Source organism: Actinoalloteichus sp. AHMU CJ021 (assembly GCF_002895405.1).
Taxonomy (GTDB): Bacteria; Actinomycetota; Actinomycetes; order Mycobacteriales; family Pseudonocardiaceae; genus Actinoalloteichus_B; species Actinoalloteichus_B caeruleus.
This window is the reverse complement of sequence record NZ_CP025990.1, coordinates 190,177-207,768: the sequence shown is the minus strand read 5'-3', so window position 1 is coordinate 207,768 and position 17,592 is coordinate 190,177. Positions and strand designations below refer to the sequence as shown.

The following is a 17,592-nucleotide window of genomic DNA, read 5'->3' as shown; positions in this document are numbered from 1 at the left end:
GGACGGGCGGCCAGCTCGGCCCGGCGGAGTCGTCCCCGCGCACGCGGGGCTGTTCCGGTCCCGTCCTGCTGGTGGCGGTCGATGGCGATGTCGTCCCCGCGCACGCGGGGCTGTTCCTGACTTGGACGGGCGGCCAGCTCGGCCCGGCGGAGTCGTCCCCGCGCACGCGGGGCTGTTCCGTCGTAGGAGGCGCGGGCACGGAGAGGGCGCCCGTCGTCCCCGCGCACGCGGGGCTGTTCCGCCACCGGCCGTCCGGGCCAGCGGCGGCGGCGAGTCGTCCCCGCGCACGCGGGGCTGTTCCCAGGTGGTGGCCGTCCGTCAACCCGCCACGTCGTCCCCGCGCGAAGCTGGTCCCGAGGATTGATGGGGGCTCCGCGCTCAGCTGCGAAGCGGAGAGCGACGGCCCACCCGCACGTCGTCACCGACGGTGAGAGTCAGTCGGTCGATGTTGCCGACTCACCGATTCGCCAATGAGGTAGTGAGGTTTTCCTTACTGGTCCCGGACATAACGTCCCCCAACAGGGGGACGTCGTACCGACAGGAGGAGGACCATGGAGTTCGGAATACTGGGGCCGCTGTCGGTGTCGCGAGGCGGCGCGCCGCTCCCGGTGTCCGGAGTGCACCAACGTGCCGTTCTCGCCTACCTGCTGCTCCACGGCAACGAGGTCATCCCCACCAGCAGGCTCCTGCGCACCATGTGGGGCGACAACGCGCCACGCACCGCCCGGAAGATGTTGCAGAACGCGGTGTCGGGGCTGCGCGGGCTGCTCGCCGCCGAGGAGGACGCGCCGATCCTGCTCACGCACGCCCCCGGCTACCTGCTCCAGGTCGACCCGGTCCGCGTCGACCGCCACGCGTTCACCGACCTGGCCGAGCGGGGCCGCGCCGCCCTGCGGGCCGGCGATCCCGCCGGCGCGGCCGAGTCCCTCCGCCTGGCCCTCGGGCTGTGGCGGGGAGATCCGCTGGCGGACCTCGTGGAGCTGGGGTTCGACTGGCCGGAGCTGAACGTGCTCCGGGAGGCCCGCGCCTCCGCCGTCGAGGACAGGTTCGAGGCGGAACTGGCCAGGGGACGGCACCAGGACGTCGTCGGGGAGCTCGAACTGGCCGTCACGGCGGACCCCCTGCGGGAACGCCTGTGCGGGCTGTTGATGCTCGCCGCGTACCGGTGCGGGCGCCAACACGAGGCGCTTGCCGCCTACCGCTCCCTGCGCACCCGGCTGGTCGCGGAACTCGGCGTGGAACCAGGGGAAACCCTGCGCACCCTCGAACGGGACATCCTCAACCAGCGGCCCGAGCTGGCGGCACCCACCACTCCCGGGGCAGCAGCCGGGGTGCCCGGGCCCACCGTGGTCCCCGGCGCCGCTCCGTCGCCCGCCCTCGCGCCCGCGCCACGGCACAACGGTGGCGCGTCGGCGACCCGGCTCGGCGCCCCGGCCCCGCCGGAGCCGGCCCGCCCGGCCCCCGGCCCCATCCCGGAGAACGGGGCGGTCGCCGAACAGCGGGCCCTCACGGTGGTCATGGTCATGACCACCGCCGAGCACGCGGCCACCGTGGAGGGGTTCGTGTGCCAGCAGATCCGCCACCACGGCGGGCAGCCCGCGCCCGGCCCAGGTTCGTCCTGGTGCGGCTACTTCGGCGCGTCCGGCAGGCAGCCCGACCACGCCGACCGCGCGCTCGCCGCCGCCGGCGCCATCGCCCGCCGCTCGGTGGTCGACTTCCACCCCGCCGAGGTCCGGGTGGCCGTGCACTCCGGGGAGGCGGTGGTCACCCGGCTCGTCGACGGGGACACCGCCGTGCCGAAGGTCGCCGCCGTCGTGCTCGACAGCTGCCGACGGCTCGCCGCCGCCGCCACCCCCGGCCGGGTCGTCCTCAACACCGCCCCACCCGAGGGACCGGTCGGACACGGCCCCTTCGCGGCACGACCACGACCCACCGGGGCACCGGCGGAGCTCCCCAGCTCCTGGCACGGCCCCACCCCCTTCGTGGGCAGGTCCTTCGAACTGGACCTGTTGCAGCGCACCGCGGCCCGCACCCACGCGACGGGACGACCGGCGATGGTGACACTGCTCGGCGCCCCCGGCGTCGGCAAGACACGGCTGGTGTCCGAACTCGTCGACCAGCTGCGGGACGGCACGCTGAACACCACCCGGGTCCTGCGCACCCGAGTGCGGCCCGGCCACGGCGACGCCGGCACGGTCCTGTCCGAACTGGTCCGGGACCAGCCGGGCGGCGGGGTGGAGGCGTTGCGGGGTCTCGCCAGTCGGCAGCCCGCGCTCGTCGTCGTCGACGACGCGCACCACGCGGACGACGACCTCCTCGCCGCGCTGGCCGCCCTCGTCGACACCCCGGACCCGCTGCCGCTGATGATCGTGACCACCGCCAGGGACGCGTTCTCCCGTCGCGTGTCCGAGAACGCCACCGGCCCCAACTCGTTGAGCTTCGTCCTCGACCGGTTGACCGACAACGCGGTCACCCGGCTGCTGGACGTGGTGCTCAACCCGCGTCGCCGCCAGTCGCACCTCGGCCCGTCCCAGCCGTCGGCCGCCACCGGCGAGTGGCGGGAGCTGCTCGGCGAGATCCGGGGCTGCCCGCTGCGCGCGCTGGAGTACGCGGCCCGGTTCAACGCCGCCGGGGACGACCAGGCCGCCCACCGCGAGGGCATGGCCGGTTTCGCCCGGTTCAACCCGCGTGGGGCGGAGGCCGGGGTACCGGTCCCGGCCGTCGCCGCGATCCCGGGCTGATCGCCCGCGTGACGGTCAGAACCCGGCCCGGGCGACGAGTTCCGCCGCCTGGGCCGGGCTGAGCCTCGGATCGCACAGCGTCTCGTAGCGGGCGTCCAACGCCTCGACGTCGGGCACGGGCCCGCCCACGCACTCGGTGACCTCCTCGGCGGCCACCTCCAGGTGCAGTCCGCCGGCGTGCTCGCCGTGGTCGCGGACGATCCGGGTGAACCAGCCGACCTCCTCGACCATCGCCGTCAGGAACCGGGTCTTCCGACCGCCGGGTGCGGCGACGGTGTTCGCGTGCATCGGGTCGCTGACCCACACCACCGGGTGATGGACCGCGCGCACGGCGCGCAGCAGCGGCGGCAGGGCCGAGGTGATGGCCGGCACCCCCATCCGCACCACGAAGGTCAACCGGCCCGGGGTCCGGTCGGGGTTGAGGACCTCGCACAGCCGGACCACGTCCTCACCCGTCGCCCCGGGGCCGAGCTTGCACGCCACCGGGTTGCCGGCCGAGGCCACCAACCGGACCTGCCCGTGGTCGAGTTGGCGGGTCCGTTCCCCGACCCAGGGGAAGTGGGTGGACCCCAACACCAGCTCCCCGGTGTCGTCCGGGCGCAGGAACGCCGATTCGTAGTCCAGGACCAGTGCCTCGTGGCTGGACCACGGCCCCCACCCGTCGGGGCGTGACGCCCGGTGGGCGGCGAGCCTGCGGTGGGCCGAGGCGGCCAACCGGTAGCCGGTCAGCATCCGGCGGGGGTCGGGGCGCCGGGCGCGCGCGTCGGCGACCTCGGAGTTGACGAGGTGCCCCCGGAACGGCGGCAGCGGCACCCCGTCGACCACCTCCTCCGACCGCGACCGGGGTTTGGCGAACTGGCCACCGATCCGGCCCACCCGCAGGACCGGGCGCCCACCTCCGAACCCGGCCGCCAACCGGTCCAGGACCGCCACCACCGCGTCGGTGCGCGGGTCCGAGGCCGCGTGGAAGCTCTCCGCGCAGTCACCGGCCTGCACCAGCACCCCGTCGCCCGAGCAGACGGCGGCGAGCCGGGTCGACAGTTCCCGGACCTCCGCCCCGGTGACCAGCGGCTCGGCCGCCTCCAGGGCCCGGAGGACGGGTGTGTGGGACTCGTCCCACCGCCAGTCCAGCTGCTGGAGCGCGGGCACCCCGTGCCAGTCCACCCCGGCGGGGAACCCGCCCCGGCCAACCGCCCCGACGGGCAGGGCGCCCGCCTCCCCGACCTCGCCGGAGGTCACGTCGCGACGCCCTCGACCTCGACGAGCAGGTCGGCGCGGCAGATGTCGGCCCGCAGGTAGGCGACCCGGCCGTCGGCGGGCAACAGCTCGGCGCAGACCTCGCGGACGGCGGGCAGGTCCTCGGCGTGCCGCACGTACACCTTCGCGGCCCGCAGGTCGGCGAGCCCGTAGGCGTGGTCGACGCCGTGGCGGCCCAGGTTCTCCGGGCCCACCAGCAACTCGACGTTCCCCAGGGCGGTCCGGCACTGCGCGCGCACGTCGCCCACGTGCCGGGTTTCGTGGCCGATGATGCTGGCGGTGCCCGAGACGAGGACCGAGCCCCGCGCCGCCGGGTCGCCGTGCCGGGGCAGGTAGGTGGCGCGGGCGAAGTTCGGGGCGCGCCGCCCGTACCGGGACGGGTAGTGGTAGGCCGGGACCTGCCGGGGGTTCTCCACGTTGACCGGGTCGACACCCCGGGTGGCGATCAACGACAGCTCGACGCCGCCGGCCGCCGCGCCGATCACCGTCGTGGCCGGCATGTCGCTGAGCATCCCCAACTCCTCCAGGGCCAGGCTGCGGCCCACGCAGAAGTCGCGGTAGGTCTCCTCACCGGTCCCGGTGCGGTCGTTGATGCCGGCGATGTGGTTCCAGACCCGGACCAGCCGGGGGTAGTCGAGGCGGGCCAGCAGCGCGAACAGCTCCCGGTACATCCGGCCGACCTCCCGGGCACCGGAGCCGGAGCCGGGCAGCCGCGCCGAGCAGAACAGGAAGCGGTCCGAGTGGGCGTACCGGATGCCGCCGTGGTCCCCGGAGCGGATGGGGCCGTCGGCGGGCCACACCTCGGCGACCTCGTCGGTCGGGGCGGCCAGCGGCACGGTCATGCCCGGGTGCGCCGCGTCCGCCGGGGCCGACGCGACGTCCAGGTACCGGTTGACGCCGAGCACCGGGCCGTCCTCGGCGGACGCCGAGTCGGAGTCGGGGGCGAGCAGCAGCGGGGCGAGCGCGCCCACGGGCTGGACGGGCGAGCGAGTCATGGACCACCCCAGCAGTGGAGTTCCGACGGCTGTCGGCCCCGACGCTAGGAACCAGGCCAGTCCCGGCGCAGTGCCGGACTTCCACCTGTCGGTAACAGCGGGCTGGTGAGCGGCCGCCCGGATTCCCGGGGGATGGCCGTGCGGTGGGCTTCTTCCGCAGCGTGCCGACGGTCGCCGTTCGTAACGTGGCCGCCTGTCGCGCCCCGCTCCCCGCGCCGGGCGGCCCCGACCCCAGTGAGCGAAGTGTGGTGACATGCTCAGGACCGAGTTGATCCGCCCCGTCCACGAGCTGGTGCGCGACCACGCCCGCGACATCCCGGAGCGCACCGCCTACTCCGACGCCCGCCGTTCCGTGAGCTACGCGGAGCTGTCCGCCCGCACCGGGCGGCTCGCCGGGCACCTGGCCGCCCTCGGGGTGGCCCCGGGGGAGCGGGTGGCGTTCGTGCTCGGCAACGGCGTGTCCCTCGTGGAGAGCTACCTCGCCACCGCCCGCGCCTCGGCGGTCGGGGTGCCGGTCAACCCCCTGTCCAGCGACGACGAGCTGGCCCACCTCCTGGCGGACAGCGGCGCCGTCGCCGTCATCACCGACCCGGCGCGGATCGCCAGGCTCACCCGGGTGGCGCCCGCGCTGACCACTGTCCTCGCCGACGAGGTCGACCCGGTGGACTGGGACGGCCCCCGGTTCGAGGACCTCGCCACCAGCCCCGCGCCGGAACCCGCCCGCGACGACCTCGGGGTGGACGACTGGGCGTTCATGCTCTACACCTCCGGGACCACCGGCCGACCCAAGGGTGTGCGTTCCTCCACGCGGAACTCGCTGTGGACGATCGCCGCCTGCTACGCCCCGATCCTCGGCCTGAGCGGCGAGGACCGCGTGCTGTGGCCGCTGCCGCTGCACCACTGCCTCGGCCACCACCTCGGCACCCTCGGCGTGCTGGCGGTGGGCGCCAGCGCCCACGTCACCTCCGGCTTCGCCGCCGAGGAGGTGCTGGCGGGGCTGGCGGCCGGGGAGTTCAGCGTGCTGGTCGGGGTGCCCGCCATGTACCAGGAGCTGCTGCGGGCCGCCGACGCCGACGGCATCGTCGCCCCCGGGCTCCGGCTGTGCCTGACCGCCGGCGCGGTCGGCGGCGCCGAGCTGCCGGCCCGCGTCGAGGCCCGGTTCGGTGCCCCGCTGATCGACAGCTACGGCACCACCGAGACCTGCGGGCCCATCACCACGAACTGGCCCGGTGGCACCCGCGTCCCCGGGTCGTGCGGGCTGCCCGTGCCCGGCCTGTCCGTGCGGCTGGTCGACCCGGGCACCCGCACCGACGTGCCGGTCGGCGAGGACGGCGAGGTGTGGGTGCGCGGCCCCAACGTCATGGCCGGCTACCACCGGGACCCCGGGGCCACGGCGGACGCGCTGCCCGGCGGCTGGTACCGCACCGGCGACCTGGCCCGCCGCGACGACCACGGCTACCTGACCGTCACCGGCCGCATCTCCGAACTCATCATCCGAGGTGGGGAGAACATCCACCCCGCCGAGGTGGAACAGGTGCTGCTGGGCGCTCCCGGCGTCCTCGACGCCGCCGTGGGGCCCGCGCCCGACCCCCGGCTCGGGGAGGTGCCGGTCGCCTACCTCGTCGCCCGGGACGACCTCGACCCCGAGGAGGTCCTCCGCGTCTGCCGGGAGAAGCTCGCCGGGTTCCGGGTGCCCACCCAGTTGCGCGCGCTCGACGCCCTGCCCAGGACGGCCGCCGGCAAGGTGACCCGGCACCTGCTGGCCGAGCGGCCGTGGCGGCTGCTCGCGGAGGTCCCGACCACCGCCGAGGAGCCCGCGCCCGGCGCCGACGAGGGGCGCGCGGACGGCCTCCGTGCCAGCCTGCTCCCGTTGTCCCGCCGGGAACGGCACCGGCGGCTCCTCGGCCTGGTCCGGGAGGGCACCGCCGCCGCGCTCGGCGTCGACCGGGCCGACGTGACCGACGACCGGCCGTTCGGGGAGCTGGGGCTGACCTCGCTCACCGCCCTCCTGGTGCGCGACGCGGTGGTGCGCCGCGCGGGCGTGCCGCTGCCGGCGACCGTCGTCTTCGACCACCCGACCCCCGACTCCGTCGCCCGCCTCCTGCGGGACCGGCTGTTCGGCACCACCACCACGGTCACGGCCGGGGGGACCTCGTCCCGGCCCGAGCCGCGCCGCCGGGCCGCACCGGCCGAACCCGACGACGACCCGGTCGTGATCGTCGGCATGGGGTGCCGCCTGCCCGGCGGGGTCGACGACCCGGCGGACCTGTGGCGGCTGGTCGTCGACGGCGTCGACGCCACCGGTGAGTTCCCCACCACCCGGGGCTGGCCCCTGCACCGGCTGCACGACCCCGACCCGGACCGGCCGGGGCGCTCGATCACCACCCGGGGCGGTTTCCGCGCCGACGTCGAGGACTTCGACGCCGAGCACTTCGGGATCTCCCCGCGCGAGGCGCTGGCGATGGACCCCCAGCAGCGGCTGCTGCTCGAAGTGGCCTGGCGGACGCTGGAGAACGCCGGCATCGCCCCGGACTCGCTGCGCGACCGGGAGGTCGGGGTCTTCACCGGGGTCATGCGCCACGAGTACGGAGCCGGCATCGACCCGCTGCCGCCCGAACTGGAGGGCTACCTCGACGTCGGCAAGCTCGGCAGCGTCGCCTCCGGCCGCATCGCCTACACCCTGGGGCTGCGGGGACCCGCCCTCACCGTGGACACCGCCTGCTCCTCCTCCCTGGTCGCCCTGCACCTGGCCGCCCGGTCCCTGCGGGCGGGGGAGTGCGAGCTGGCCCTCGCCGGGGCGGCCACCGTCATCAGCACACCCCAGTTGTTCGTGGAGTTCTCCCGGCAACGCGGGCTCTCCCCGGACGGCCGCTGCCGGTCCTTCTCCGCCGACGCGGACGGCACCGGCTGGGCCGAGGGGGCCGGACTGCTGCTCCTCCAGCGGCTGTCCGCCGCCCGGCGGGACGGCCGGGAGGTGCTGGCCGTGCTGCGCGGCTCCGCCGTCAACTCCGACGGCGCCTCCCACGGGCTGACCGTGCCCAACGGACAGGCCCAACGCGCCGTGATCCGCCGGGCCCTCGCCGACGCCGGGTTGGAACCGTCCGAGGTGGACGCCGTCGAGGCGCACGGCACCGGCACCGTGCTGGGCGACCCCATCGAGGCCAACGCCCTCGCCGACACCTACGGCGCCGACCGGGACCACCCGCTGTGGTTGGGATCGCTGAAGTCCAATCTCGGCCACACCCAGGCGGCCGCCGGCGTGGCCGGCGTGATCAAGGTGGTGCTGGCCCTGCGCGCCGGCCGACTGCCCCGCACCCTGCACGTCGACCGGCCCTCCCCCCACGTGGACTGGGCCACCTCCGGGTTGGCGCTGCTCACCGAGGAACAGCCGTGGCCCGACCACGGCCGCCCCCGCCGCGCCGGCGTGTCCTCCTTCGGGATCAGCGGCACCAACGCCCACGTCGTCCTCGAACAGGCGCCCGCCCCGCCAGAGGCGGCTCCCACCACGCGGACACCCCCACCGCTGGTCCCCCTCGTGCTGTCCGGCCGCGACGACCAGGCGCTGCGCGCCCAGGTCGACCGCCTCACCGACCACCTCCGCGGGTCCGGAGGGGCCGACGCCAGCGACCTGGGGTTCTCGCTGGCCGCCGGCCGGGCCACCCTCGACCACCGGGGCGTGCTGCTCCTCGGCGCCGACGAGGACCCGGCGCGGGCGCTGCGCGACTGGTCGGACCGCGCCGTCACCACCACGGTGGGCGGAGGAGGGGACGGCGTCGTCCTCGTCTTCCCCGGCCAGGGCTCCCAGTGGGCGGGCATGGGCACCCGGCTGCTGGCGGTGTCCGCACCGTTCCGCGCGGAACTGGCCGCCTGCGATGACGCCCTCCGCCCCCACCTGGGGTACTCCGCCCTCGACGTCCTCACCGGCGCCGAGGGCGCCCCGGGCCTGGACACCGTCGACGTCGTCCAACCCGTGCTGTGGGCGGTGATGGTGGCCCTGGGCCGGCTCTGGACCTCCCTCGGGGTGCGCCCGGACGCGGTCATCGGGCACTCCCAGGGAGAGCTGGCCGCCCTCTGCGTGGCCGGCGGGCTCGACCTGGGTGACGCCGCCAGGATCATCGCGCTGCGCGCCCGCGCCCTGCGGGAGATCGCCGGCGACGGCGGCATGGTCTCGGTCCCGCTGTCCGCCGCCGACACCGAACGCCGACTGCCCCCGGGAACGGTCGTCGCCGCCAGCAACGGGCCCCGGTCCACCGTGGTCTCCGGTGACGGCGCGGCCCTCGACCGGCTCGTCGCCTCCTGCGCGGATGATGGCATCCGCGCCCGACGCATCCCCGTCGACTACGCCTCCCACTCGCCGCGGATGGAGGCCCTGCGGGACCGGCTCGTGGACCTCGCCGCCGACATCCGCCCCCGCGCCTGCGACACCCGCTTCTACTCGACGGTGACGGGCACCCGCGTCGACACCGCCGACCTGGGACCGGAGTACTGGTTCCGCAACCTGCGCGACCCCGTGCGGTTCCAGGACGCCGTCGAGGCCGCCCTCGCCGACGGGCACCGCGTGTTCGTCGAGTCCAGCCCGCACCCCGTGCTCACCGTCGGCCTCACCGACATCCTCGACGAGCGGGAGGCCACCGGGGTCGTCACCGGCTCGTTGCGCCGCGACCACGACGACCTCACCCCCCTGCTCACCGCCGCCGCCCAGCTGTGGACGGCCGGGGTCGACGTCGACTGGACCTCCTGGTTCCAGGGCAGCGGCGCCCGCCGCGTCCCGCTGCCCGGGTACGCCTTCCGCCGCCAGCGGTTCTGGCTGCCCCCGGCCGGCGGCGGGACCGGTGACCTCGGCTCCGCCGGGATCACCGCCGCCGACCACCCGCTGCTGGGCGCGTCCGTCGACCTGCCCGACGCCACCGTCCACACCGCGCTGATCTCCCTCACCACCCACCCGTGGCTCGCCGACCACGCCGTGCGCGGCACCGCCCTGGTGCCCGGCACCGCCGTGCTCGACCTGGTGGCCACCGTCGCCGCCGGGCACGGCTGCGACCGGATCGAGGAGTTGACCCTCACCGCCCCCGTGGCCGTGGAACTCGACGTCCCGGTCACCCTCCGGCTGGTCGTCGACCAGCCCGACGCGGACGGCCGCCGCCCGGTGGCCCTGCACGCCCGCGCCGGCGACCGCCCGTGGACCACCCACGCCACCGGGGCCGTCGTCGCCGCCGGCCCGGGCCCCGCCCCGGCCGCCTGGTCGACCGGGGCGGCGGAGCCGGTCGACCTCGACGGTGCCTACGACCGGCTCGCCGACCGGGGCTACGAGTACGGGCCGCTGTTCCGGGGCTTGCGGGCGCTGTGGCGCACCGGCACCGGGCCCGGCGCGGAACTCCACGCCGAGGTCGAACTGCCCGAGGACACCGGCGGGGACTTCACCTGCCACCCCGCGCTGCTCGACGCGGTGCTCCAGGCCATCGGCGCCAGCGGCGCGGACGTCGGGGGAGCGGGCACGCCACTGCCGTTCGGCTTCACCGGCGTGGAACTCCGCGCCCCCACCGGCCGCGCCCTGCGGGCCCGGCTCCGCGTCCTCGACGCCACCACCGTCGAGGTCGTCGCCGTCGACCACGCCGGCCGGCTCGTCGCCCGCGTCGAGGCCCTGACCCTGCGGTCCCCCGCCGCCGCCGCGCCGGCACCGCACCGCCTCGACCATGTGCCGGTCGACCACCCGGCCGCGACCGACGTCCGGGTCGCGGCGCTCGACGCCGACCTGACCGCCCCGCACCCGGTGCCGGACCCGGTGCCCGTCGAGGACGCCGAGTTCGTCCTGGTCCGCGCCCCCGCCGGTGACCCGGGCACCGCCACCCGCGCCGCGCTCGCCCTGGCCAAGGACTGGATCGGCCGCGACGCCACGCTGGTCGTGCTCACCCGGGGCGGCGGGCCGGTGACCGGGCTGTTCCGCGCCGCCGCCACCGAACACCCCGGCGCCTTCGCCACCGTGGACGGTGACCCCGGCCCGGCCTGGCCGGCGGTGTTCGGCGCGCTGCGCGCCGGCGAGTCCGACCTGGCCGTGCGGGACGGGGTCGTCACCGCCGCCCGGCTGCGACCGGCCAGCGCCCCACCACCCACCGACCCACCGCCGCTGCCCGTGCCCGACGGGCCGTGGCGGTTGGCGATCGGCGGAACCGGCTCCCTCGACGACCTCGCCGCCGTCCCCGCGCCACCAGCCCCCCTGCGGCCCGGCCAGGTCCGGATCGCGGTCCGCGCCGCCGGCGTCAACTTCCGGGACGTCCTGCTCGCCCTGGGCGTGGTCGCCGTCACCGACGACGTGCTCGGCGGCGAGGCCGCCGGGGTCGTGGTGGAGACCGCCGCGGACGTCACCCACCTCCACCCCGGCGACCGCGTGTTCGGCGTCGTCGACGGTGCCTTCGCGCCCCGGGTCGTCGCCGACGCCAGGATGCTCGCGCCGATCCCGGCCGGGTGGTCCTTCGCCGACGCGGCGGGTGTGCCCATCGCCCAGCTCACCGCCCACTACGGCCTGTTCGACGTCGCCGGCCTCCAACCCGGGCAGACCGTGCTGGTCCACGCCGGGACCGGCGGGGTGGGCATGGCCGCGATCGCCCTCGCCCGTCGCCACGGCGCGCGGGTCCTCGCCACCGCCAGCCCCGGGAAGTGGTCGGTGCTGCGGGACCTCGGCATCCCCGAGGACCACATCGCCTCCTCCCGGGACACCGGCTTCGAGGAGCGGTTCCGCGCGGTCACCGGCGGCCGGGGAGTCGACGTCGTCCTGAACTCCCTCACCGGCGAGTTCGTCGACGCCGGGCTGCGCCTGACCGCGCCCGGTGGCCGCTTCGTCGAACTCGGCAAGACCGACATCCGCGACCCCGGCACCGCACCCGGGCTCACCTACCGGGCGTTCGACCTGCTCACCGACGCCGGGCCCGAGCGGATCGGGGAGATGCTCGCCGCGCTGACCACCGACGGCCCCGGGCCCCTACCCACCCGGGCCTGGGATGTCCGGCACGCCCGCGCCGCGCTGCGCGTCATGGCAGCCGGCCGGCACACCGGCAAGAACGTGCTGACCGTGCCGGCACCGGTCGACCCCGGCGGCACGGCCCTGATCACCGGCGGCACCGGTGTCCTCGGCGGACTCGTCGCCCGCCACCTGGCGGCCCGGCACGGCATCCGCCGCCTGGTGCTCCTCAGCCGCGGCGGCCACGCCGCGCCGGAACTGCTCGCCGACCTCGCCGAGGCCGGGGCCGAGGTCCGGGTGGTGGCCTGCGACGCCGCCGACCGCGCGGCGCTGCGGGCGCTGCTGGCCACCGTGGACGACCTGGGCGTGGTCGTCCACGCCGCCGGGGTCCTCGCCGACGCCACCGTGGCGAACACCGACCCCGACACCCTGCCTGCGGTGCTGGACCCGAAGATCGCCGCCGCCCGCCACCTGCACGAGCTCACCGCCCACACCGACCTCGCCGCGTTCGTGCTGTTCTCGTCCATCGCCGGCACCCTCGGCGGCGCCGGGCAGGCCGGCTACGCCGCCGCCAACGCCGCCCTCGACGCGCTCGCCGTGGAACGGCGGGCCGCCGGCCTGCCCGCCGTCTCGATCGCCTGGGGCATGTGGGCCGAGGTCAGCGGGATGACCGGCCACCTCACCGACCGGGACCGGGAACGCCTGCGGCGGGGCGGTGTCCTCCCGATGGACACCGACGCGGCCCTCGCCCTGTTCGACGCCGCCCTCGACTCGCCCGACCCCTGCGTGGTGGCCGCCGCGCTCGACCCGCGCTCCGCGCGCCCCCTGCCACCCGCGATGCGCGTCCTGGTCCGGGGCCGGCCCGTCGACCGGCCCGCCCGGGGCGGCGGGGCGCGGCTCGGCGACCTGCCGGCGGCCGACCGACCGGCCGCCGCGCTCGCCCTGGTGCGCGCGGAGGCCGCCGCCGTCCTCGGCCACCCGGGCCCGGCGGCCGTCGTCCCCGACCGGGCCTTCTCCGAGCAGGGCTTCGACTCCCTGACCGGGGTGGAACTGCGCAACCGGCTCCAGGCGGCGACCGGGCTGCGGATGTCCACCACCGCCGCCTTCGACCACCCCACCCCGGCCGCCCTGGCCACCCACCTGCTCACCGCGCTCGACGGAACCCCCGCACCGGCCCGGACCGCCACGAGGGCGGCCCCGGCCGCCGAGGACGAACCGGTGGCGATCATCGGGATGAGCTGCCGGTTCCCCGGGGGCATCGCCTCGCCGGAGGACCTGTGGCGGGTGGTGGACGACGAGGTCGACGTCGTCGGCCCGTTCCCCACCGACCGGGGCTGGGACCTCGCCGCCCTGTTCGACGAGGACCCGGACCGGACCGGCACCAGCTACGTCCGGGCCGGGGCGTTCCTCGACGACGTCGCCGGGTTCGACGCGGCGTTCTTCGGGATCTCCCCCCGGGAGGCGACCGCGATGGACCCGCAGCAGCGGCTGCTGCTGGAACTGGCCTGGGAGGTCTTCGAGGACGCCGGGATCGACCCGACCGCGCTGCGCGGCAGTCCCGTCGCCGTCTACGCCGGGCAGATCCACCACGACTACGTGGGCCGGTTGCGCACCGTCCCCGGGGAACTGGAGGGCTACCTGGGCCACGGCACCGCCGGCAGCGTCGCCTCCGGCCGCATCGCCTACACCTTCGGTCTGGAGGGTCCCGCCGTCACGGTCGACACCGCCTGCTCGTCGTCGCTGGTGGCCCTGCACCTCGCCGTGGGGGCCCTGCGGTCCGGCGAGTGCGACCTGGCGCTGGCCGGCGGCGCGTCCGTGATGTCCTCCCCCACACCGTTCGTGGAGTTCTCCCGGCAACGGGGCCTGGCCCCCGACGGCCGGTGCAAACCCTTCGCCGCCGCCGCCGACGGCACCGGGTGGTCCGAGGGCGCCGGGTTGCTGCTCGTGGAACGGCTCTCCGACGCCCGCCGCCACGGTCACCCCGTGCTGGCCGTCGTGCGGGGGACCTCGGTCAACCAGGACGGCGCCTCCAACGGGCTGACCGCCCCCAACGGACCCGCCCAGCAACGCGTGATCCGGCAGGCGCTGGCATCCGCCGGCCTCGCCGCGCGGGACGTCCACCTCGTCGAGGCCCACGGCACCGGCACCCGGCTCGGTGACCCCATCGAGGCCGAGGCCCTGCTCGCCACCTACGGGAGGGACCGGGACACCCCGTTGTGGTTGGGCTCGGTCAAGTCGAACCTGGGCCACTCGCAGGCCGCCGCCGGCGTCGCCGGCCTGATCAAGGTGGTGCAGGCGATGCGGCACGCCCGGATGCCCAGGACCCTGCACGTTGACCGGCCCACCGGGCACGTCGACTGGACCGCCGGCGCCGTCGAACTCCTCACCGAGGCCAGGGACTGGACGGGGGAGGCGCCACGACGGGGCGCGGTCTCGTCCTTCGGGGTGAGCGGCACCAACGCCCACGTCATCCTCGAACAGGCCCCCGACGAGCCCGGACGGCCCGACCCGGCACCCGACATCGGACCGTCCACGGCGCCGCCGCTGCTGCTCTCCGCCCGGTCCGGGGCCGCGCTCACCGAGCAGGCCGGCCGCCTCGCCCGCCTGCTCACCGACGACGACGTCGACGTCACCGACGTCGCCCACGGACTGCTGACCCGGCGGGCCGCCCTCGACCGGCGCGCCGTCGTCCTCGGCGCCGACCGCGACGGGCTCCACGCCGGGCTGCGCGCGCTGGCCTCCTCACGTCCGACGCCGTCGGTGGTCACCGGGGTCGTCGACCCCGACGCGCGGACCGTCCTCGTGTTCCCCGGGCAGGGGGCACAGTGGCCCGGCATGGCCCGCGACCTGCTGGCCGAGAGCCCGGTGTTCGCGGCCAGGATCGCCGACTGCGCCGCCGCCCTCCGCCGGCACGCCGACCTCGACCTCGAGGCGGCGCTGCGCACCGGGGCCGGCCTGGACCGGGTCGACGTCCTGCAACCCGCGCTGTTCGCGATGATGGTGTCCCTCGCCGCCGTGTGGGAGGAGCACGGCGTCCGACCCGACGCCGTCATCGGCCACTCGCAGGGGGAGATCGCCGCCGCCTGCGTCGCCGGTGCCCTCTCCCTCGACGACGCCGCCCGCGTCGTCGCCGTCCGCGCCCGCGCCCTGCGGGACCTGGCGGGCACCGGCGGGATGCTGTCGGTGGGGCTGTCCGCCGCCGACGCCGCCGACCACCTGGCACCCCACGCCGGCCGGGTGAGCGTGGCGGCCACCAACGGCCCCCTGGCCACCGTCCTCGCCGGACCGCCCGAGGACCTGGACGCCCTCGCCGCCGCCCTCCACTCCGCCGGGGTGCGGGCCCGCCGCATCGCCGTCGACTACGCCTCCCACAGCCCGGCCGTCGACACGCTCCGGGACACCCTGGTCCGCGACCTCGCCGACATCCACCCGGGACACCCGACCGTGCCGATGCGCTCGACGGTCAGCGGCGACTGGGTGCGGGCCGGGGAACTCACCGCCGACCACTGGTTCCGCAACCTGCGCGAACCGGTCCGCTACCTGCCCGCCACCGAGGCACTGCTCGCCGGGGGCCACCGCACCTTCGTGGAGGTCAGCCCGCACCCGGTGCTGCTGCCCGCCACCGGCGACATCGCCGAGGCCGCCGGCGTGCCCGTCGGACTCGTCGCCACCCTCCGACGGGACCACGGCGGCCACCGGCAGGTGCTCACCGCCGTCGCGGAGGCCCACGTGCGGGGTGTCCCCGTCGACTGGTCGACGGTGATCGCCAGGCGCACCGCCCGGCCCGTCGCCCTGCCGACCTACCCCTTCCAACACCGGCGCTACTGGATCGACGAACCGGACACCCCCCAGGAGCGGGACGACGACTTCTGGACCGCCGTCCACGACGGCGACACCGAGACGCTCCGGACCCGGCTCGGGCTGGCCGACGTCGAGGACCTCCACGCCCTCGACCGGCTGCTGCCCGCCCTGGCCACCTGGCACACCCCGGCCGGCGCCGACCTGTGCCACCGCGTGGAGTGGCGGCCCCTCCCGCACCGACCCGCCACCACCCCGCCCGAGGGCCGGTGGCTGGTCCTCACCCCGAGCTCCGTCGAGGTCCCCGCCGGCATCCCGGCCGGGTTCGAGGTGCGCACCGCCACCGACACCTCCCGCGCGGGCCTGGCGCGGCTGCTGGCCGACGGCGAGACCGCCGGCGTGGTCTCCCTGCTGTCCCTGGCCGACGAGGGCACCGCCACCGGCGGCCTGTTCGCGACCGTCCACCTGGTCCAGGCCCTCCCGAAGGGCGTTCCGCTGTGGATCGTCACCCGCGGCGCGGTCTCGGCGGCACCCGGGGACGACGTGCCCAACCCCGGGCAGGCCGCCCAGTGGGGGCTGGGACGGGTGCTCGCCGCCGAGCGCCCCGACTCCTGGGGTGGACTGGTCGACGTCGTCGACCTCGACGCGCTGACCTGGCTGCCGACGGCCGTGGCCGGCGACGAGGACGAACTGGCCCTGCGGGCGGGCCGGGCGTGGACGCGCCGGATCCGGCCCGCGCCGGCCCCGCCCACCCCGGGCCGGTGGCGGCCGGCGGGCACCGCCGTGGTCACCGGGGGAGAGGGCACCACCGGCCGCCTCGTCGCCACCTGGCTGGCCGCCCTGGGGGCCCCGCGCGTCCTCCTGCTGACCGACCCGGCCACGCCCCCACCCGAGGACCTGCCCTCGGCCGTCCACCCCGTTCCCTGCGACCCGGCCGACGAGGACGCCCTGCGGGCCGCCCTCGCCGACGAGACCCCCCGCGTCGTGGTGCACACCGCCGGGGTCCTCGACGACGCGATGCTCACCGACCTCACCGACGCCCAGCTCACCCGCGTGCTGCGCGCCAGGGTCACCGCCGCCACCGCCCTCGACCGGGTGAGCCGCGACCACGAGGTGGACGCGTTCGTCCTGTTCTCCTCGGTCGGCGGCACCCTCGGCGCGTCCGGGCAGGGCGGCTACGCCCCCGGCCACGCCGTCCTCGACGCCCTCGCCGCCCGCCGCCGAGCCCAGGGCCTGCCCGCCACCTCCGTCGCCTGGGGCCACTGGGCCTCCGACGGCGACCACGGCCGCCGCCCCGGGGTCCGCGACCTCGACCCCGAGCGCGCGTTGGCGACGCTGCGGCGGATCCTCGACGCCCCCGCCGACACCCTCGTCGCCGACCTGGACTGGGCGGTCGTCGCCGGCCCCACCCCGCCACCGCTGCTGCGGGACCTGCTGCCCGCCGCCGAGGACACCGCCGGCCCCGCCGACCTGCTCGCCCGGTTGCGGGCCGCCGACCCGGCGGCCCGGCACCGCATCGTGCGCGCCCTCGTCCTCGACACCACCGCCGCCGTCCTCCAACACGGCGAGTTGGACTCCGTCGACCCGGGCCGGGGATTCCGCGAACAGGGGTTCGACTCACTGGCCTCGGTCCGGCTGCGCGACGGCCTGAACACCGCCACCGGGCTCCGACTGCCCGCCACCGCCGCGTTCGACCACCCCACCCCGGACGCGCTCACCCGCCACGTGCTCGCCGAACTCGATCTCGACGACGCGCCAGGGGCCGGTGGGGCGGACATCGAGTCGGCCAGCGACGAGGAACTGATCGCGCTGCTCGACGCCGAGTTCGGCATCTCCTGAGGAACGG

At 76.6% G+C, this 17,592-nt stretch carries 4 protein-coding genes and 1 CRISPR repeat array (1 of these 5 only partly in view); of the genes, 2 read left to right on the top strand and 2 right to left on the bottom strand.

From position 1 onward, the window contains the following. Positions 1-301: direct repeats of the CRISPR family, unit length 28 nt; unit sequence GTCGTCCCCGCGCACGCGGGGCTGTTCC (it extends 584 nt beyond the left edge of the window). 250 nt (positions 302-551) lie between these two features. Beyond that, entirely contained in the window at positions 552-2,741 is a 2,190-nt protein-coding gene (locus tag C1701_RS00715; RefSeq protein ID WP_103055317.1) for a BTAD domain-containing putative transcriptional regulator, read from the top strand. A 15-nt stretch (positions 2,742-2,756) separates the two neighbouring features. On the opposite strand, the gene C1701_RS00710 is transcribed toward C1701_RS00715, so the two are convergent. Both C1701_RS00710 and C1701_RS00705 read right to left on the bottom strand, forming a co-directional pair. Further along, positions 2,757-3,980 carry a 3-deoxy-7-phosphoheptulonate synthase gene (locus C1701_RS00710; protein WP_337662043.1) on the bottom strand — a complete coding sequence of 408 codons (1,224 nt, stop codon included), beginning with the start codon at positions 3,978-3,980 and terminating at the stop codon, positions 2,757-2,759. Next, a complete protein-coding gene (locus C1701_RS00705; protein ID WP_337662042.1) occupies positions 3,977-4,993 on the bottom strand; it encodes an FkbO/Hyg5 family chorismatase in 1,017 nt (338 codons plus the stop codon). Before C1701_RS00705 ends, C1701_RS00710 begins: the two co-directional genes overlap by 4 nt. A gap of 253 nt (positions 4,994-5,246) precedes the next feature. Between C1701_RS00705 and C1701_RS00700 the strand changes: the two genes are divergently transcribed. After that, positions 5,247-17,585, top strand: coding sequence for a type I polyketide synthase (locus C1701_RS00700; protein WP_103055315.1), 12,339 nt, complete (start codon positions 5,247-5,249; stop codon positions 17,583-17,585). Positions 17,586-17,592: the final 7 nt, after the last annotated feature.

Coding starts and splice junctions, on each gene's coding strand:
- C1701_RS00715 (WP_103055317.1), top strand. CDS start 552: ATGGAGTTCGGAATACTGGGGCCGCTGTCGGTGTCGCGAGGCGGCGCG.
- C1701_RS00705 (WP_337662042.1), bottom strand. CDS start 4,993: ATGACTCGCTCGCCCGTCCAGCCCGTGGGCGCGCTCGCCCCGCTGCTG.
- C1701_RS00700 (WP_103055315.1), top strand. CDS start 5,247: ATGCTCAGGACCGAGTTGATCCGCCCCGTCCACGAGCTGGTGCGCGAC.